15 protein-coding genes are annotated in these 12,212 nt (G+C 39.7%); 9 read left to right on the top strand and 6 right to left on the bottom strand.

Annotation, left to right across the window (positions count from 1 at the left end):
• Window positions 1-28 precede the first annotated feature (28 nt).
• The 5 genes from IGI87_RS12950 to rpsN form a co-directional block, all read right to left on the bottom strand.
• Window positions 29-1,564: a metal ABC transporter solute-binding protein, Zn/Mn family gene (locus IGI87_RS12950; RefSeq protein WP_368553020.1), complete on the bottom strand. Its 1,536-nt coding sequence runs from the start codon at window positions 1,562-1,564 to the stop codon at window positions 29-31.
• 20 nt (window positions 1,565-1,584) lie between these two features.
• Window positions 1,585-1,707, bottom strand: a complete 123-nt coding sequence (locus IGI87_RS12945) for a putative metal homeostasis protein (RefSeq protein WP_002383181.1) — start codon at window positions 1,705-1,707, stop codon at window positions 1,585-1,587.
• 34 nt (window positions 1,708-1,741) lie between these two features.
• Window positions 1,742-2,716 (bottom strand): CobW family GTP-binding protein, encoded by a 975-nt coding sequence (locus IGI87_RS12940; protein WP_252671890.1) that lies wholly within the window; start codon window positions 2,714-2,716, stop codon window positions 1,742-1,744.
• Window positions 2,717-2,731: 15 nt separating this feature from the next.
• The gene (gene rpmG / locus IGI87_RS12935) at window positions 2,732-2,881 is read right to left on the bottom strand and encodes a 50S ribosomal protein L33 (RefSeq protein ID WP_002354818.1); all 150 of its coding nucleotides are present in this window, start codon (window positions 2,879-2,881) and stop codon (window positions 2,732-2,734) included.
• A gap of 110 nt (window positions 2,882-2,991) precedes the next feature.
• Entirely contained in the window at window positions 2,992-3,261 is a 270-nt protein-coding gene (rpsN, locus tag IGI87_RS12930; RefSeq protein ID WP_002354822.1) for a 30S ribosomal protein S14, read from the bottom strand.
• A gap of 199 nt (window positions 3,262-3,460) precedes the next feature.
• Here rpsN and IGI87_RS12925 point away from each other — a divergent pair, with 199 nt between their 5' ends.
• The 8 genes from IGI87_RS12925 to lrgB all read left to right on the top strand — a co-directional run bounded on the left by IGI87_RS12925 (window position 3,461) and on the right by lrgB (window position 10,263).
• Window positions 3,461-3,859: an OsmC family protein gene (locus IGI87_RS12925; RefSeq protein ID WP_431448597.1), complete on the top strand. Its 399-nt coding sequence runs from the start codon at window positions 3,461-3,463 to the stop codon at window positions 3,857-3,859.
• A 361-nt stretch (window positions 3,860-4,220) separates the two neighbouring features.
• A complete protein-coding gene (locus tag IGI87_RS12920) occupies window positions 4,221-4,943 on the top strand; it encodes an ATP-binding cassette domain-containing protein (protein ID WP_438737302.1) in 723 nt (240 codons plus the stop codon).
• Window positions 4,940-5,611: a methionine ABC transporter permease gene (locus IGI87_RS12915; protein ID WP_002368484.1), complete on the top strand. Its 672-nt coding sequence runs from the start codon at window positions 4,940-4,942 to the stop codon at window positions 5,609-5,611. The genes IGI87_RS12920 and IGI87_RS12915 overlap by 4 nt, the downstream gene beginning before the upstream one ends.
• Before the next feature lie 12 nt (window positions 5,612-5,623).
• On the top strand, window positions 5,624-6,442 hold the full coding sequence (locus tag IGI87_RS12910) for a MetQ/NlpA family ABC transporter substrate-binding protein (RefSeq protein ID WP_431448600.1): 819 nt from the start codon (window positions 5,624-5,626) through the stop codon (window positions 6,440-6,442).
• Window positions 6,443-6,533: 91 nt separating this feature from the next.
• Window positions 6,534-8,303 carry a LytS/YhcK type 5TM receptor domain-containing protein gene (locus IGI87_RS12905; RefSeq protein ID WP_438737300.1) on the top strand — a complete coding sequence of 590 codons (1,770 nt, stop codon included), beginning with the start codon at window positions 6,534-6,536 and terminating at the stop codon, window positions 8,301-8,303.
• A complete protein-coding gene (locus tag IGI87_RS12900) occupies window positions 8,284-9,012 on the top strand; it encodes a LytR/AlgR family response regulator transcription factor (RefSeq protein WP_002367483.1) in 729 nt (242 codons plus the stop codon). Before IGI87_RS12905 ends, IGI87_RS12900 begins: the two co-directional genes overlap by 20 nt.
• Window positions 9,013-9,163: 151 nt before the next feature.
• On the top strand, window positions 9,164-9,583 hold the full coding sequence (gene lrgA / locus IGI87_RS12895; RefSeq protein ID WP_002354829.1) for an antiholin-like murein hydrolase modulator LrgA: 420 nt from the start codon (window positions 9,164-9,166) through the stop codon (window positions 9,581-9,583).
• Complete coding sequence (lrgB, locus tag IGI87_RS12890; protein WP_002354830.1) at window positions 9,580-10,263, top strand: antiholin-like protein LrgB; 684 nt, start codon at window positions 9,580-9,582, stop codon at window positions 10,261-10,263. Before lrgA ends, lrgB begins: the two co-directional genes overlap by 4 nt.
• Window positions 10,264-10,474: 211 nt before the next feature.
• Here lrgB and IGI87_RS12885 read toward each other — a convergent pair whose 3' ends face one another.
• The gene (locus IGI87_RS12885) at window positions 10,475-11,020 is read right to left on the bottom strand and encodes a cysteine hydrolase family protein (protein WP_438737298.1); all 546 of its coding nucleotides are present in this window, start codon (window positions 11,018-11,020) and stop codon (window positions 10,475-10,477) included.
• A 165-nt stretch (window positions 11,021-11,185) separates the two neighbouring features.
• Here IGI87_RS12885 and IGI87_RS12880 point away from each other — a divergent pair, with 165 nt between their 5' ends.
• On the top strand, window positions 11,186-12,199 hold the full coding sequence (locus tag IGI87_RS12880) for an alpha/beta hydrolase (protein ID WP_113794688.1): 1,014 nt from the start codon (window positions 11,186-11,188) through the stop codon (window positions 12,197-12,199).
• Window positions 12,200-12,212: the final 13 nt, after the last annotated feature.

Here is a 12,212-nt window from a genome sequence, read left to right as displayed (position 1 = left end):
CTAATGCTGCCTCCTCTCTTTTGAATGCTTAATGCGCAATCATTTCTTGAGCAATTTCTTGTTTGCTTAAGTCGTTTGGATAATATGTTGGCCAGTTGTCCATTTCGTTGAATAGACTTTCTTGGCTATCGCCGCCGAAGAAGATGTGGAAATGAGCGGCTTTCGTTGGTGCGATGTTGTGGTCGCTAAATTGGACGTATTTAAACCGCCCAGCATTGGCATCGTCTGTTTCAAAAAGGAAACGGACGCCACGGTTGCCTTTTGCATAGTTTAAAATTTTATAACCGGCTGCTTTATAGGTGAATTTTTGTGGTTTGCCATCGACCAGAAACTCGATGGTGGAATCAGTGATGTTGATATGGTCGACATCGGTTTGATAGCCGGCATCATAGTAGGTTTTGTATTCGGCTGGTGTTTTATCTTTTTTCAGTTTCGCTTTGTAATCGAAGACTTGGTCTAATGTGCCATCTTTTAATAAAGGATAGACGGATTGCCAATTTCCAGCGTAATCTGCCAGTGTTCTCTCAGCTACCTCACTGTCTTTGAAATAGCCGTTAGCCACGGTTTTTTCTGTTTTTTCAGAGGTTTCTGGCTGAACCTCTTTCCCGGCTGTATCTGTTGTTTTTTTCAAAGCGGTTAAGTTTTCTTTCATTACAGAAAGATAATCTTCGCCATTGTCCATTTGTTTTTGTGTCAAACTTTCTAGCGGGTTTAGGACCTCCAATTGAACATTTGCTTCGTCAGCTAATGTTTTAGCAATTTTATCGTTGGCATTTTTTTCAAAATAAATATAGCGAATTTGATTGTCTGTGACATATTTTTTTAACTCTGCCAAGCGCCCTGCTGTTGGCTCTTGTTCAGGTGTTAAACCAGCTATTGGCACTTGTTTTAAGCCGTAATCTAAGGCAAGATAACCAAATGCAGCATGTTGGGTAACAAAACTTTTTTGCTTAGCGTCTTTCAAAGCTGTTTGGAACTCTTTGTCTAAGGCTGTTAATTTTGTTAAGTATTTTTCTGCGTTTGTTTCAAATATTTTGGCTTTTTTAGGGTAAAGTTTGACTAATTGTTCTTTGATGTTTGTAACTTCTTGGATGGCACGATGGGGCGAAACCCAAGTATGCGGGTCTAATTCATGGTGGTGGCCTTCTTCGCCATGTTCGTGGTCATGGTCGTGTCCGTCTTCGTCACTGCCAGGAAGTAAGACCATGTTTTCGGTACCTTTAATGACGTTCGGGGCTCCTTTTTTCCAGCCTTTAGCAGCTTTTGGTACCCAAGATTCCATATTTTCATTGTGGTAAACGAAAACATCCGCATCATGGATGGTAGCCATATCTTTGGCGGATGGTTCATAATCGTGTGGTTCAGAACCAGCAGGGATTAACAATTTGACGTCTCCTTCAGCGCCTACAATATTTTTAGTGAAATCGTACATAGGATAAAAAGTCGTGACAATGGATAGTTTTTCTTTACCGTCAGCGGTTTTATCAGAGGTGTTTGTTTTGCCGCAAGCGCCGAAAAGGATTAGCGATAAGACGGCTAACAGGGGAAGAGTAAATTTTTTCATAGGTGTGCTCCTTTAGTGAATTACGCAATTTTCTTTTGTTTATTGCGCTTATGTTCTTTAATGATTTTAAGTGCGCGTTTTCGTGTTTTAATGTTGGGACTTTTCAGTCGACGATAAGCGCTAGATAAGTCAGTTTTTTCCATTATATATAGGACCTCCATTTCGTAAAAAAATAATTTACGGAGTAGCTATTTTGTTGAGGGTTTGAAAGGTTTCTTGAATTTTTTTTGTTTCTAATTCTTTGCCAATCAGAACAATTGTCGTTTCTTGAGGGGGTTGATTCGTCATTTGAAAGGCCACTTGCTGGTTGACGCCTTGCATGGCAATGGCCAAGTCATGCTCCTGTAAGGCGAGAATCCCTTTGAAACGGTATAACTTTTCCTGATGTGTATACATTAACCAATCAAGCCAACGAGTGAAAAGAGGTTCGTTGATGGCTGAGGACGCCGTTAGCGTGAGGGAGTGAAAGGTATGGTGATGATGCTCATGGGCGTGCTCATGCGGGGAATGAGTCATTTCGTGTTCTGTAAGAGTTGCCGTAAACTTATTTAATTGAAAAAAGTCACTAGCCAAAAGAGGCTCGTTGGCTTGGAAGGATAAAATATCAGCAAAAGGATTAATGGTACGAAGGGTTTCTTGGAACGTTGGTAGCTGAGTGATGTCTGCTGGTTCCTTGACAGAAAAAAAGAGGCGATCTGCTAAGGCCAGTTGTTTGATGGCTTCGGCTTCTTGAAGCTGCTGTTGCCAATGATGCCCATCAACGACCGTTAAGAGACTGTCTATATAGAAATGATTTTTGATGTGCGGGGTCGTTAAAATTGTTTGAATGATTGGTTGCGGATCAGCAATGCCTGTTGTTTCTAAAATGACTTGGGCAACGGTTTGTTGTTCTTCTTGGTACACTTCTAAGATTGCTGATAAAGAGGCAAGAAGATCTCCTCGTAAGCTGCAACACATGCAACCGTTATTTAATTGAATAATTCGTTCCTTGGTTTGTAAAAGTAATGCGTGGTCAACGCCTGTTTGACCAAATTCATTTTCAATAATAATAATTTCTTCTTTAGGAAACGGTGATTGCGCAAGCGCATGGTTAATTAAGGTTGTTTTTCCTGCGCCTAAAAAGCCAGAAACAATGGTGATTGGAATGCCCATCAAGTTTTCCTCCTGTTATTTGACTTCAGTGAAAAGTGCGCGGCGCCGTAATTTTGGTGAATATTTTTTCAGCTGTAATTTTTCTGGTGTATTTCGTTTGTTTTTACTTGTTAAGTAAAGGCGCTCGCCAGTTTCAGCGCAAGCTAACGTAATGGTTTGGCGCATAGTACCGTCCTCCAATTTGATTTTTTTAATTGCATATAAAAGATAAAGGGGGCTGCGAGGTCAGCCCAAATGCGACTGTCCTCGCTGGTTGTCTTTATCGAAATAATGAGTTACCAGCTTGCTTTTTTGACGCCAGGAATCAAGCCTTGGTGAGCCAATTCACGGAAACGAATCCGAGACATGCCAAATTTACGCATGTAGCCACGTGGGCGCCCATCTGTTTGATCGCGGAGTTTTAAGCGACTTGGATGAGCATCTTTTGGCAATTTGCTAAGACCTTCATAATCGCCAGCTTCTTTTAAGGCTTGGCGAATAGGCGCATATTTTGCAATCATTGCTTGTTGTTTTTTTGCTTTAGCAATTTTTGATTTTTTAGCCATAAGGCACTTCCTTTCTTTTTGGATTTATAAAATCTAAATCGTAACGTTTACGATTTGAACGGAAGTATATTATCAGGTGTTGCGTTGTTTGTCAAGTGAGAATTTCGTTTTTTTAGGACTGGCTAAGTTGAGAAGTTGGAAATGTTTGTTTTAACGCTGTTTTGTAGTATCTTTTAAGAAAGAGTAAAAAGGAGTGAAGATGGCGATGGTAGAACGTTTGACGATTATTCATGGTGTGGAAAAATTTGAATTACAAACGAAAACGGCGCGCTGGGTGTTAGCAAAAGAAGAGGGATATTCGCCAGTTCAAATGCTCGTTTCGGCAATTGGCGCTTGTGGGGGATACGTATATCAATCCGTTTTGGAAAATTCGCACATTCCCTTTGAGTTTGAAAAAATAGAAGTCACGTATTCAAGAGAAGTAGAGAGACGCGCACAACCATTAAAACAGGTGACGATTCTCTTTTATGTGGCTGTTCCAGAAGCCTTTCAAGCACGGGCGACACGGTGTTTGAAGCTTGTCTCCCCAAACTGTCCAGTGATTCAATCATTGGCTGAAAGAATTACTGTCGAAGAAACAGTTGTATTTAAAAAGTAAACCATTAGAGACATTATCGTTATGAGCGCTTTTCCCTTTTTGGATGCCTCGTTTCTGAGAATGTCTTTTTTTAGAGGAGCGTGGGGAAATAGCTGTAGAAACAGGAAATTTTTAATTCATTTGTACAAAATAATACAGATAAAAAACAGATAGTGTTTTTTTCACAAATAAAAAGGTTGCTTTTTTTTCTGTTTTAGTAGATGATGTAAGTAGTTACATCTCTGATATAACGCTGTTTTGTGAAACGTGTGTTATTTTTTAATTCGTAATAGTTTTTTTAAATCGTTTCACAGAATTACTTTGATTGTTATACAGTTTTTTTAGTTGTTATAGTTTGTTTGTCGGCCTTTAGGAGGTAATCATGATTGAGTTAGTGAATGTGTCGAAAGTCTATCAAGAGACACACGCGTTAAAAAATATTCACTTTTCTGTCCAACCAGGAGAAATCGTTGGGATTGTTGGGAAAAGTGGCTCTGGCAAGTCCACGTTGTTACGTTTGTTGAATTTAATGGAACAACCGAGTGAAGGGGAAATTCGCATTGATGGCAGAAATGTTCAAACCTTCTCTAAAAAAGAAGTTCGCCAGCAGCAACAACAAATGGGGATGGTGTTTCAGCATTACAATTTGTTAGAAAATTTGAAAATTTATGATAATGTTGCGTTGCCTTTGAAACTTTTAAAAGAGAAACAGCCTGAAAAAATTGAACGTTTATTAACGTTTGTTGATATGGCCCATAAGGCAGAAGCGTATCTTGCTCAGCTTTCTGGTGGGGAAAAACAGCGTGTCTCTATTGCTCGAGCGTTGAGCCGTAATCCCAAATGGTTATTATGTGACGAGGCAACGAGTTCATTAGATGAAGAAAATACAGAAAGTGTCGTTCGACTATTACATAAGACGCATCAGGAATTCCGACCGACTATTTTCTTTGTTAGTCACGAATTAGAAACCGTGAAGCGCTTATGTAATCGTATCTTAGTGATGGAAAAAGGTCAGTTAATTGGCGAATTTCTGAATAATCCTCAGCAATATGAGGAAGAACCGCTTTCCTATTTAGAAAAAGTGGAAAGGAGTTTGCGCCCATGACTTTTTCAGAAACCTTTGCCGAATATTGGCCATCTATGCTGGTCGGTTTAAAAGAAACAGGGATTATGATGTCGATTTCGATGGCTATCTGTTTGCTTGTCGGCTTGCCTTTAGGCTTAGGACTATTTTTAGCTAATCCGAAAGTCAAAGGGCATCAACCTTGGCTGTACTGGGTTTTAAATTTCATTGTAACTGTTATTCGTTCGTTTCCTTATTTATTATTTGTGATTGCGTTGATTCCAGTTACTCGTTCTGTTTTAGGAAAGGCGTTTGGCCCAATTCCTTCATCTGTGCCATTGAGTATTGTTGCGATCGCGATTTTTGCTCGCTTGGTTGAACAAGTGCTGTTGGATGTTCCAGAAGAAATTTATTTTTTAGCTAATTCGTTAGGTACCTCGAAAGTCCAATACATTTGGCACTTTTTATTGGTGGAAGCACGTAGCGGATTAGTCCTTGCTTACACAACCACGACAGTGAGTATGGTTTCATATTCCACGGTGATGGGTGTTGTTGGTGGCGGCGGGATTGGCGATTTTGCAGTTCGTGTCGGGTATCAACGGTATGAATACGGTATTATGTATGTTGCCATTGTAATTATGATTGCACTGGTCTTCATTTTACAAATGCTTGGGAACTTCATTGCCCAAAAACTAGATAAAAGAAAGTAGGAGGACAAAAAGATGAAGAAGTTTTATTTAGCAACATTCGCTGTTATTGCAACAGTCATTTTAGCTGCCTGTGGGGGAAATAAACAAGCAGATCAGAAAGAAGACAAGGAGATTACCGTTGCCGTGCAATTGGAATCTTCAAAAGATATCTTGGAGATTGCCAAGAAAGAAGCTGAGAAAAAAGGGTACAAAATTAACATTATGGAAGTGAGCGACAATGTTGCCTACAACGATGCCGTGCAACATGACGAAGCGGATGCTAATTTTGCGCAACATCAACCCTTCATGGAAATGTTTAACAAAGAGAAAAAAGCTGATTTAGTGGCTGTGCAACCGATTTATTATTTTGCTGGTGGTTTCTATTCAAAAGAATACCAAGATGCGAAAGATTTACCTGAAAATGCCAAAGTGGGGATTCCTAGCGATCCAACCAATGAAGGTCGTGCTTTAGCAATTTTAAATGCAAACGGCGTGATTAAATTAAAAGAAGGTATCGGCTTTAACGGTACGGTGGCAGATGTCGTGGAAAATCCTAAAAACATCACTTTTGAAAGCATTGATTTACTGAATTTAGCTAAAGCCTATGATGAAAAAGACATTGCTATGGTGTTCTGCTACCCAGCCTACTTAGAACCTGCTGGTTTAACAACGAAAGATGCGATCTTGTTAGAAGATGAAGAAGCAAGTAAACATTACGCATTGCAAGTTGTGACACGTAAAGGCGAAAAAGATAGCGAAAAGATCAAGGTTTTAAAAGAAGCGATGACAACAAAAGAAGTTGCTGAATACATCAAGAAAAATTCTAAAGGCGCTAATATTCCTGCGTTTTAATGAATAGAAAAAATGAAGCCTCTTTTTTGAGAAGCTTCATTTTTTTCTTTTCCTTGATTTATAGTATAGTTAATAGGAAGGAGGTGCCGGTGTGATCGAATTATTTATTTTAATGATGGAACGGGTGGGCTTAATTATTTTACTGGCCTTTCTTTTAGTGAATGTGCCTTATTTTAAGCGTGTTTTATTAAGTCGTGAAAAAATGTCTTCAAAAGTTCAATTGATTTTGATTTTTGGTTTATTTGCTATTATTTCTAATTTTACAGGTATCGAAATCGCTAAGAATCAGATTGTTCCCAATAATTTACTAACCTATTTAAGCAGCAATGCTTCCATTGCGAATACGCGTACGTTAGTAATTGGCGTTTCTGGATTAGTGGGTGGCCCGATTGTCGGCAGTACGGTTGGTTTAATTGCTGGCTTTCATCGGGTTATTCAAGGCGGGGGCCATAGTTTCTTTTATGTGCCTGCTTCTTTAATTGTTGGTTTAATTGCTGGTTTTTTAGGGAGCCGCATGGCAAAGCAAACCGTTTTTCCGTCTGCGGGCTTTTCTGCCATTGTCGGAGCGTGTATGGAAATGATTCAGATGATTTTTATTTTCTTTTTTAGCGGTGATCTAGCGGACGGGGCCACGTTGGTTCGTTTTATTGCGCTGCCGATGATTTTGTTAAATAGCGTAGGAACGTTTATTTTTATGTCGATTCTAACGACAACATTGAAACAAGAAGAGCAGGCCAAAGCGGTTCAGACGCATGATGTTTTAGAATTAGCAGCGGAAACACTGCCTTATTTTCGAGAAGGCCTCAATAAAAATTCCAGCAAAAAAGTCGCGGAGATTATTAAGCATTATACAAAAGTCAGTGCGATTAGCATGACAAACAGTCATCAAATTTTAGCTCATGTTGGCGCAGGAAGCGATCATCATATTCCAGAGCTAGAAGTCATCACGGAGCTTTCTCGAGAAGTGTTACGGACGGGCCAAATGACTATCGCGCATGCCAAAGAAGAAGTCGGTTGTTCGGACCCTAATTGTCCGTTGCAAGCGGCGATTGTGATTCCATTATTTTCCCATCAGCAAATTGTTGGCACCTTAAAAATGTACTTTACGGATCCAGCGCAGTTAACGCATGTTGAGGAACAGTTAGCAGAAGGTCTTGGGACAATATTTTCTTCACAAATTGAATTAGGTGAAGCGGAAGTACAATCAAAATTACTTAAAGAAGCTGAAATTAAATCCTTACAAGCGCAAGTGAACCCGCATTTCTTCTTTAATGCCATCAATACTATTTCCGCATTAATGCGGAAAGACAGCGAAAAAGCGCGGAAACTATTGCTCCAATTAAGTAAATACTTTCGAGGCAACTTGCAGGGAGCCGTGCAAACTACGATTCCAGTTTCACAAGAACTAGAACAAGTAAAAGCCTATTTATCATTAGAGCAAGCACGGTTTCCGAATCGTTATCAAGTAACATTTGACGTTGAAGAAGCGGTTGCTTCAGAAAAAGTACCGCCGTATGCGATTCAGGTGTTAGTGGAAAATACCATCAAGCATGCATTCGGCAGTCGGAAGGAGAACAATCAAGTCCGGGTAGTGGTCAAAGCAAAACAACACAAATTACATGTGGATGTGTATGACAATGGGCAAGGAATTCCCGAAGAACGCCGCTTGCTATTAGGAAAGACGACAGTGACTTCGGAAAAAGGAACCGGTACGGCACTGGAAAATCTGTCCCGCAGAATGGCGAACCTTTATGGATCGGAAGGTTGTTTTTTAATTGAAAATTTAGAGACAGGCGGGAGCCATGTTCATTTAGAAATCCCGATGGAACAGGAGGAGTTAGATGCACGTATTAATCGTTGATGATGAACCTTTAGCACGAGAAGAATTGAGCTATCTTGTTTCCCAACATCCTCAAGTGACTAGCGTTGCAGAGGCGGATTCTGTGGCGGAGGCAATGGAAGAGATGATGGATCAAAAGCCAGATTTGTTATTTTTAGATATTCATTTGACCGATGAAAGCGGGTTTGATTTAGCGGAAAAACTAACCCATCTTAAAAAAGCGCCCTATTTGGTCTTTGCAACCGCCTATGATCAATATGCGTTAAAGGCGTTTCAAGTGAATGCAAAAGATTATATTTTGAAACCTTTTGAGGAAGAAAAAATAACACAAGTCATTGAAAAAGCATCGAAAGAAATGGGTCAAGCTGTCCCAGAAAACACTGCCGAAAAAGGACCAAAGTCTGAAGCAATACCTATTCAAGGGGAAGACCGCATTTATCTTGTTGCGCCAGAAGATATTTACCTCGTTTCTGTCGAAGAACGGCAACTGAGCATTTTTGTGGATCAACAAGTTTATAAGATGACAGGGACACTCAATAGTATCGAACAAAAACTACCTGCCACGCTCTTTATTAAAACGCATCGAAGTTTCATCTTGAATCGAACAAAAATTCAAGAAATCCAGCCGTGGTTTAATAACACGTTGCAAGTAATTTTAACCAACGGCTCAAAAGTACCTGTTAGCCGTTCATACGTCAAAGAATTTAAAGAAAAACTTGGCTTAAGTTAAAAAATCATCACTTGAAATGTCGAATGCATTTCAAGTGGTGATTTTTGCATTTGGTGAAGAAATTCTGGCATTTCATGAAAAAAAGCCCTTAAAAAAACGTTTTCTTTATATACTTAACCCATAGAAAACAGACAAAAGGGAGCGAAGAAGAATGGAAAAGAAAGTATATTCATTTTTACAACAAGCAGCAGTTTTTGCCATTATTATGTTAATCGCCAACGGTTTGGCGTTCATTTCCCCAATACCAATGCCTGCTTCAGTAATTGGCATGGTGTTATTGTTCATTGGTTTATGTACAAAAGTTGTTAAATTGGAGCAAGTGGAAGGGCTGGGTAATAGCTTATCGACGGTTATTACATTTTTATTTGTTCCTTCAGGGATTTCCTTAGTTAATTCTTTAGGGATTATGCAACAATTTGGCGTTCAAATTGTTTTTGTTATTTTAGTAGCAACACTAGCATTACTAGCAACAACTGGTTGGACGGGCGCCTTTTTATTGCATATGAAAGATGCTCGAAAAGAAAAAGAACCCGCAGCAACGAAGAAAGCGAAAGGAGAGGTTCGCGCATGAATCCGTATGTTGGCATTATTATTTCATTAGCTGTATTTGGCATAGGTACTTGGTTGTTTAAAAAAAGCAAAGGTTTCTTCTTATTTACGCCATTATTCGTTGCGATGATTTTAGGCGTTGTCGTTTTAAAAGTGACAGGAATTAGTTACGAGCAATACAATGAAGGCGGCAAATATATCAGCTTCTTTCTAGAACCTGCGACAGTGGCGTTTGCGATTCCTTTATATAAAAAGAGAGACGTATTGAAAAAATATTGGTTAGAAATTTTAACGGCGTTAACAATTGGTTCTTTTGGTTCGCTAGTGGCTGTTTATTTTGCAGGAAAAGTGATTGGCATGGATAATCATTTAGTGGCCTCAATCTTACCACAAGCTGCTACAACAGCGATTGCCGTACCTATTTCTCAAACTGTTGGCGGCATTGCTTCTATTACGGCGTTTACCGTAATCTTCAATGGTGTACTAACCTATGCCTTGGGTCGAATTGCATTGAAATGGTTTAAGATTAACAATCCAATCGCCAAAGGTTTAGCTTTAGGTGCGGCCGGACATGCCCTAGGTGTGGCAGTTGGCATGGAAATGGGTGAAACAGAGGCTGCTATGGCTAGTATTTCTGTCGTAGTGGTTGGTGTAGTTACTGTTTTAGTGGTTCCTTTCTTTGCAACGGTCATTGGTCTATAAAAAGTGGGCTTCCCCACTTTTTATGAGTAGCTAATTTCTATCAACTAACAGTCTCTGCTTATTCTGTGAATGCTAGTTATCACTAATCCGCAGGCTCGGAGTTAAAATGAGTGTAAAAAAGCCAACCTTATCCATAGTAAGGTTGGCTTTTGTGTTGTTTACAGGATTTTTTGAATATAGATAGGGCGCATGGAAGGATTGACTAGTCTTTTTATAGAATGGTTGCGCCTAAAGTTTGTTTAAAGTGGCGTAACGCCCATTCGTGTCCTTGTTCATCAAAACTAGCAACGGCATGCTCGGGAATCATTAATTGATAGCCTAAATTATAGGCATCGACAGCCGTATGCAACACACAAATATCTGTACAAACACCAGTTAAACAAAGCTCTGTAATTCCTCGTTCTCGTAACCGAATGTCCAAATCTGTGCCGCTAAAAGCAGAATAGTGCCGTTTGTCCATCCAATAAACGGTTGGCTCATTTTCGTGGGCTTGATAAAAATCAGCTAGCGAGCCAAACAGATTGCGTCCATCAGTTCCTAAAACATTGTGCGGCGGGAAAAGTTTATTTTCAGGATGATAGTGATCCATGGGGTCATGCCCATCAATGGCAAAAACCACAAAATCGCCATTGTCAAAATAGTGCTTTGTTTGTTGCACAAGGGCTGTTTCAATGGCTTGCCCAGCGGCACCAGTGGTTAGTTTTCCGTCTGTAGCGACAAAATCATTCGTATAATCAATAGAAATCAGAGCTTTCATTTGGCAACCTCCTAAAGGTTAAAGTCATTTTGTTCATTTTACAGCTTTTAAGAGGGCATTTCAAATGATAAAAGTGCATCAAATTCTAAAAAAACTGTTTCAAAATAAACGCTTTGGCTGAAAAACATGCTATAATTTTGCTACAAATTAAAGCAGGTGAATAGAGTGAAAAGAAAATTCGTACGTTTTGTCCTTTGGTTGTTAGGAATCATTGTGGTTATTTGCTTAGGTGTGTTTCTCGCCTTTCAATTATCCCCTAAGCCTGGTGCTTGGGTCATCAATCAGTTATTCGCAGGAGAAGTTGAAATAAAAGATTCAGCTTCCTATGATAAAGCATTACCCAATGTCCAATTGCAAGAAAATCAAACATACCCGTCTTCAAGAAAAAAGAATACGTTTGATTTGTATTATCCCCAAGCATCAAAACAAGCGGTGCCAGTCGTCTTATGGGTCCATGGGGGCGGCTATGTGGGAGGAGATAAGTCTGGGATGAAAGAGTTTGCGACACGTTTAGTGGCTGATTCTGCAGTTGCCTTTATTTCAATGAATTATGAATTAGCGCCAGATGCACCTTATCCAAGCCAGCTCCAGCAGGTCAATGAACTTGTTCAATTTTTATTAGAAAAGAAACAAGCGTATCCCATGTTAGATTTATCTAAACTCTTTATTGGCGGTGATAGTGCGGGCGCGCAGATTGCTCTACAATATGCAACAGTTCAAACCAATGCCAACTACGCGAAAGAACTAGGCATGACTGCAGCATTGCCGGCTAACCATTTAAAAGGCACGCTCTCGTATTGTGGTCCAGTGGATTTGAAACAAATGGCCAACCAACAAAGTGATGATCGTTTCATGAAATTTTTCGTCAAAACAGTGGCTTGGTCCTTGCTCGGCACTAAAGACTGGCAAACGAGCGCAGAGCTACAAGAAGTGAGTTTAGTGGATAAAGTCACCAAAGAATTTCCCCCGACTTATCTAACAGATGGCAATAGTTTTTCATTCCAAGATCAAGGACTAGCCTTGGTTCAGCGGTTAAAAACTTTAAATGTTCCAGTTTCAGCTCTCTTTTTCAAAGATAAGAAAGCAACAATCACCCATGAATATCAATTCGACTATCAAACAAAAGAAGCTAAACAATGTTACCAAGAAACAGCCCAGTTTGTGAACACGTATAAATAAACAGCGGCCTTAG

The organism is Enterococcus sp. DIV1444a, assembly GCF_051712125.1.
In the GTDB taxonomy this organism is placed as follows: domain Bacteria; phylum Bacillota; class Bacilli; order Lactobacillales; family Enterococcaceae; genus Enterococcus; species Enterococcus faecalis.
This window is presented reverse-complemented; position numbering and strand designations above follow the sequence as displayed.

Coding starts and splice junctions, on each gene's coding strand:
- IGI87_RS12950 (WP_368553020.1), bottom strand. CDS start 1,564: ATGAAAAAATTTACTCTTCCCCTGTTAGCCGTCTTATCGCTAATCCTT.
- IGI87_RS12945 (WP_002383181.1), bottom strand. CDS start 1,707: ATGGAAAAAACTGACTTATCTAGCGCTTATCGTCGACTGAAAAGTCCC.
- IGI87_RS12940 (WP_252671890.1), bottom strand. CDS start 2,716: ATGGGCATTCCAATCACCATTGTTTCTGGCTTTTTAGGCGCAGGAAAA.
- rpmG (WP_002354818.1), bottom strand. CDS start 2,881: ATGCGCCAAACCATTACGTTAGCTTGCGCTGAAACTGGCGAGCGCCTT.
- rpsN (WP_002354822.1), bottom strand. CDS start 3,261: ATGGCTAAAAAATCAAAAATTGCTAAAGCAAAAAAACAACAAGCAATG.
- IGI87_RS12925 (WP_431448597.1), top strand. CDS start 3,461: ATGGCGATGGTAGAACGTTTGACGATTATTCATGGTGTGGAAAAATTT.
- IGI87_RS12920 (WP_438737302.1), top strand. CDS start 4,221: ATGATTGAGTTAGTGAATGTGTCGAAAGTCTATCAAGAGACACACGCG.
- IGI87_RS12915 (WP_002368484.1), top strand. CDS start 4,940: ATGACTTTTTCAGAAACCTTTGCCGAATATTGGCCATCTATGCTGGTC.
- IGI87_RS12910 (WP_431448600.1), top strand. CDS start 5,624: ATGAAGAAGTTTTATTTAGCAACATTCGCTGTTATTGCAACAGTCATT.
- IGI87_RS12900 (WP_002367483.1), top strand. CDS start 8,284: ATGCACGTATTAATCGTTGATGATGAACCTTTAGCACGAGAAGAATTG.
- lrgA (WP_002354829.1), top strand. CDS start 9,164: ATGGAAAAGAAAGTATATTCATTTTTACAACAAGCAGCAGTTTTTGCC.
- lrgB (WP_002354830.1), top strand. CDS start 9,580: ATGAATCCGTATGTTGGCATTATTATTTCATTAGCTGTATTTGGCATA.
- IGI87_RS12885 (WP_438737298.1), bottom strand. CDS start 11,020: ATGAAAGCTCTGATTTCTATTGATTATACGAATGATTTTGTCGCTACA.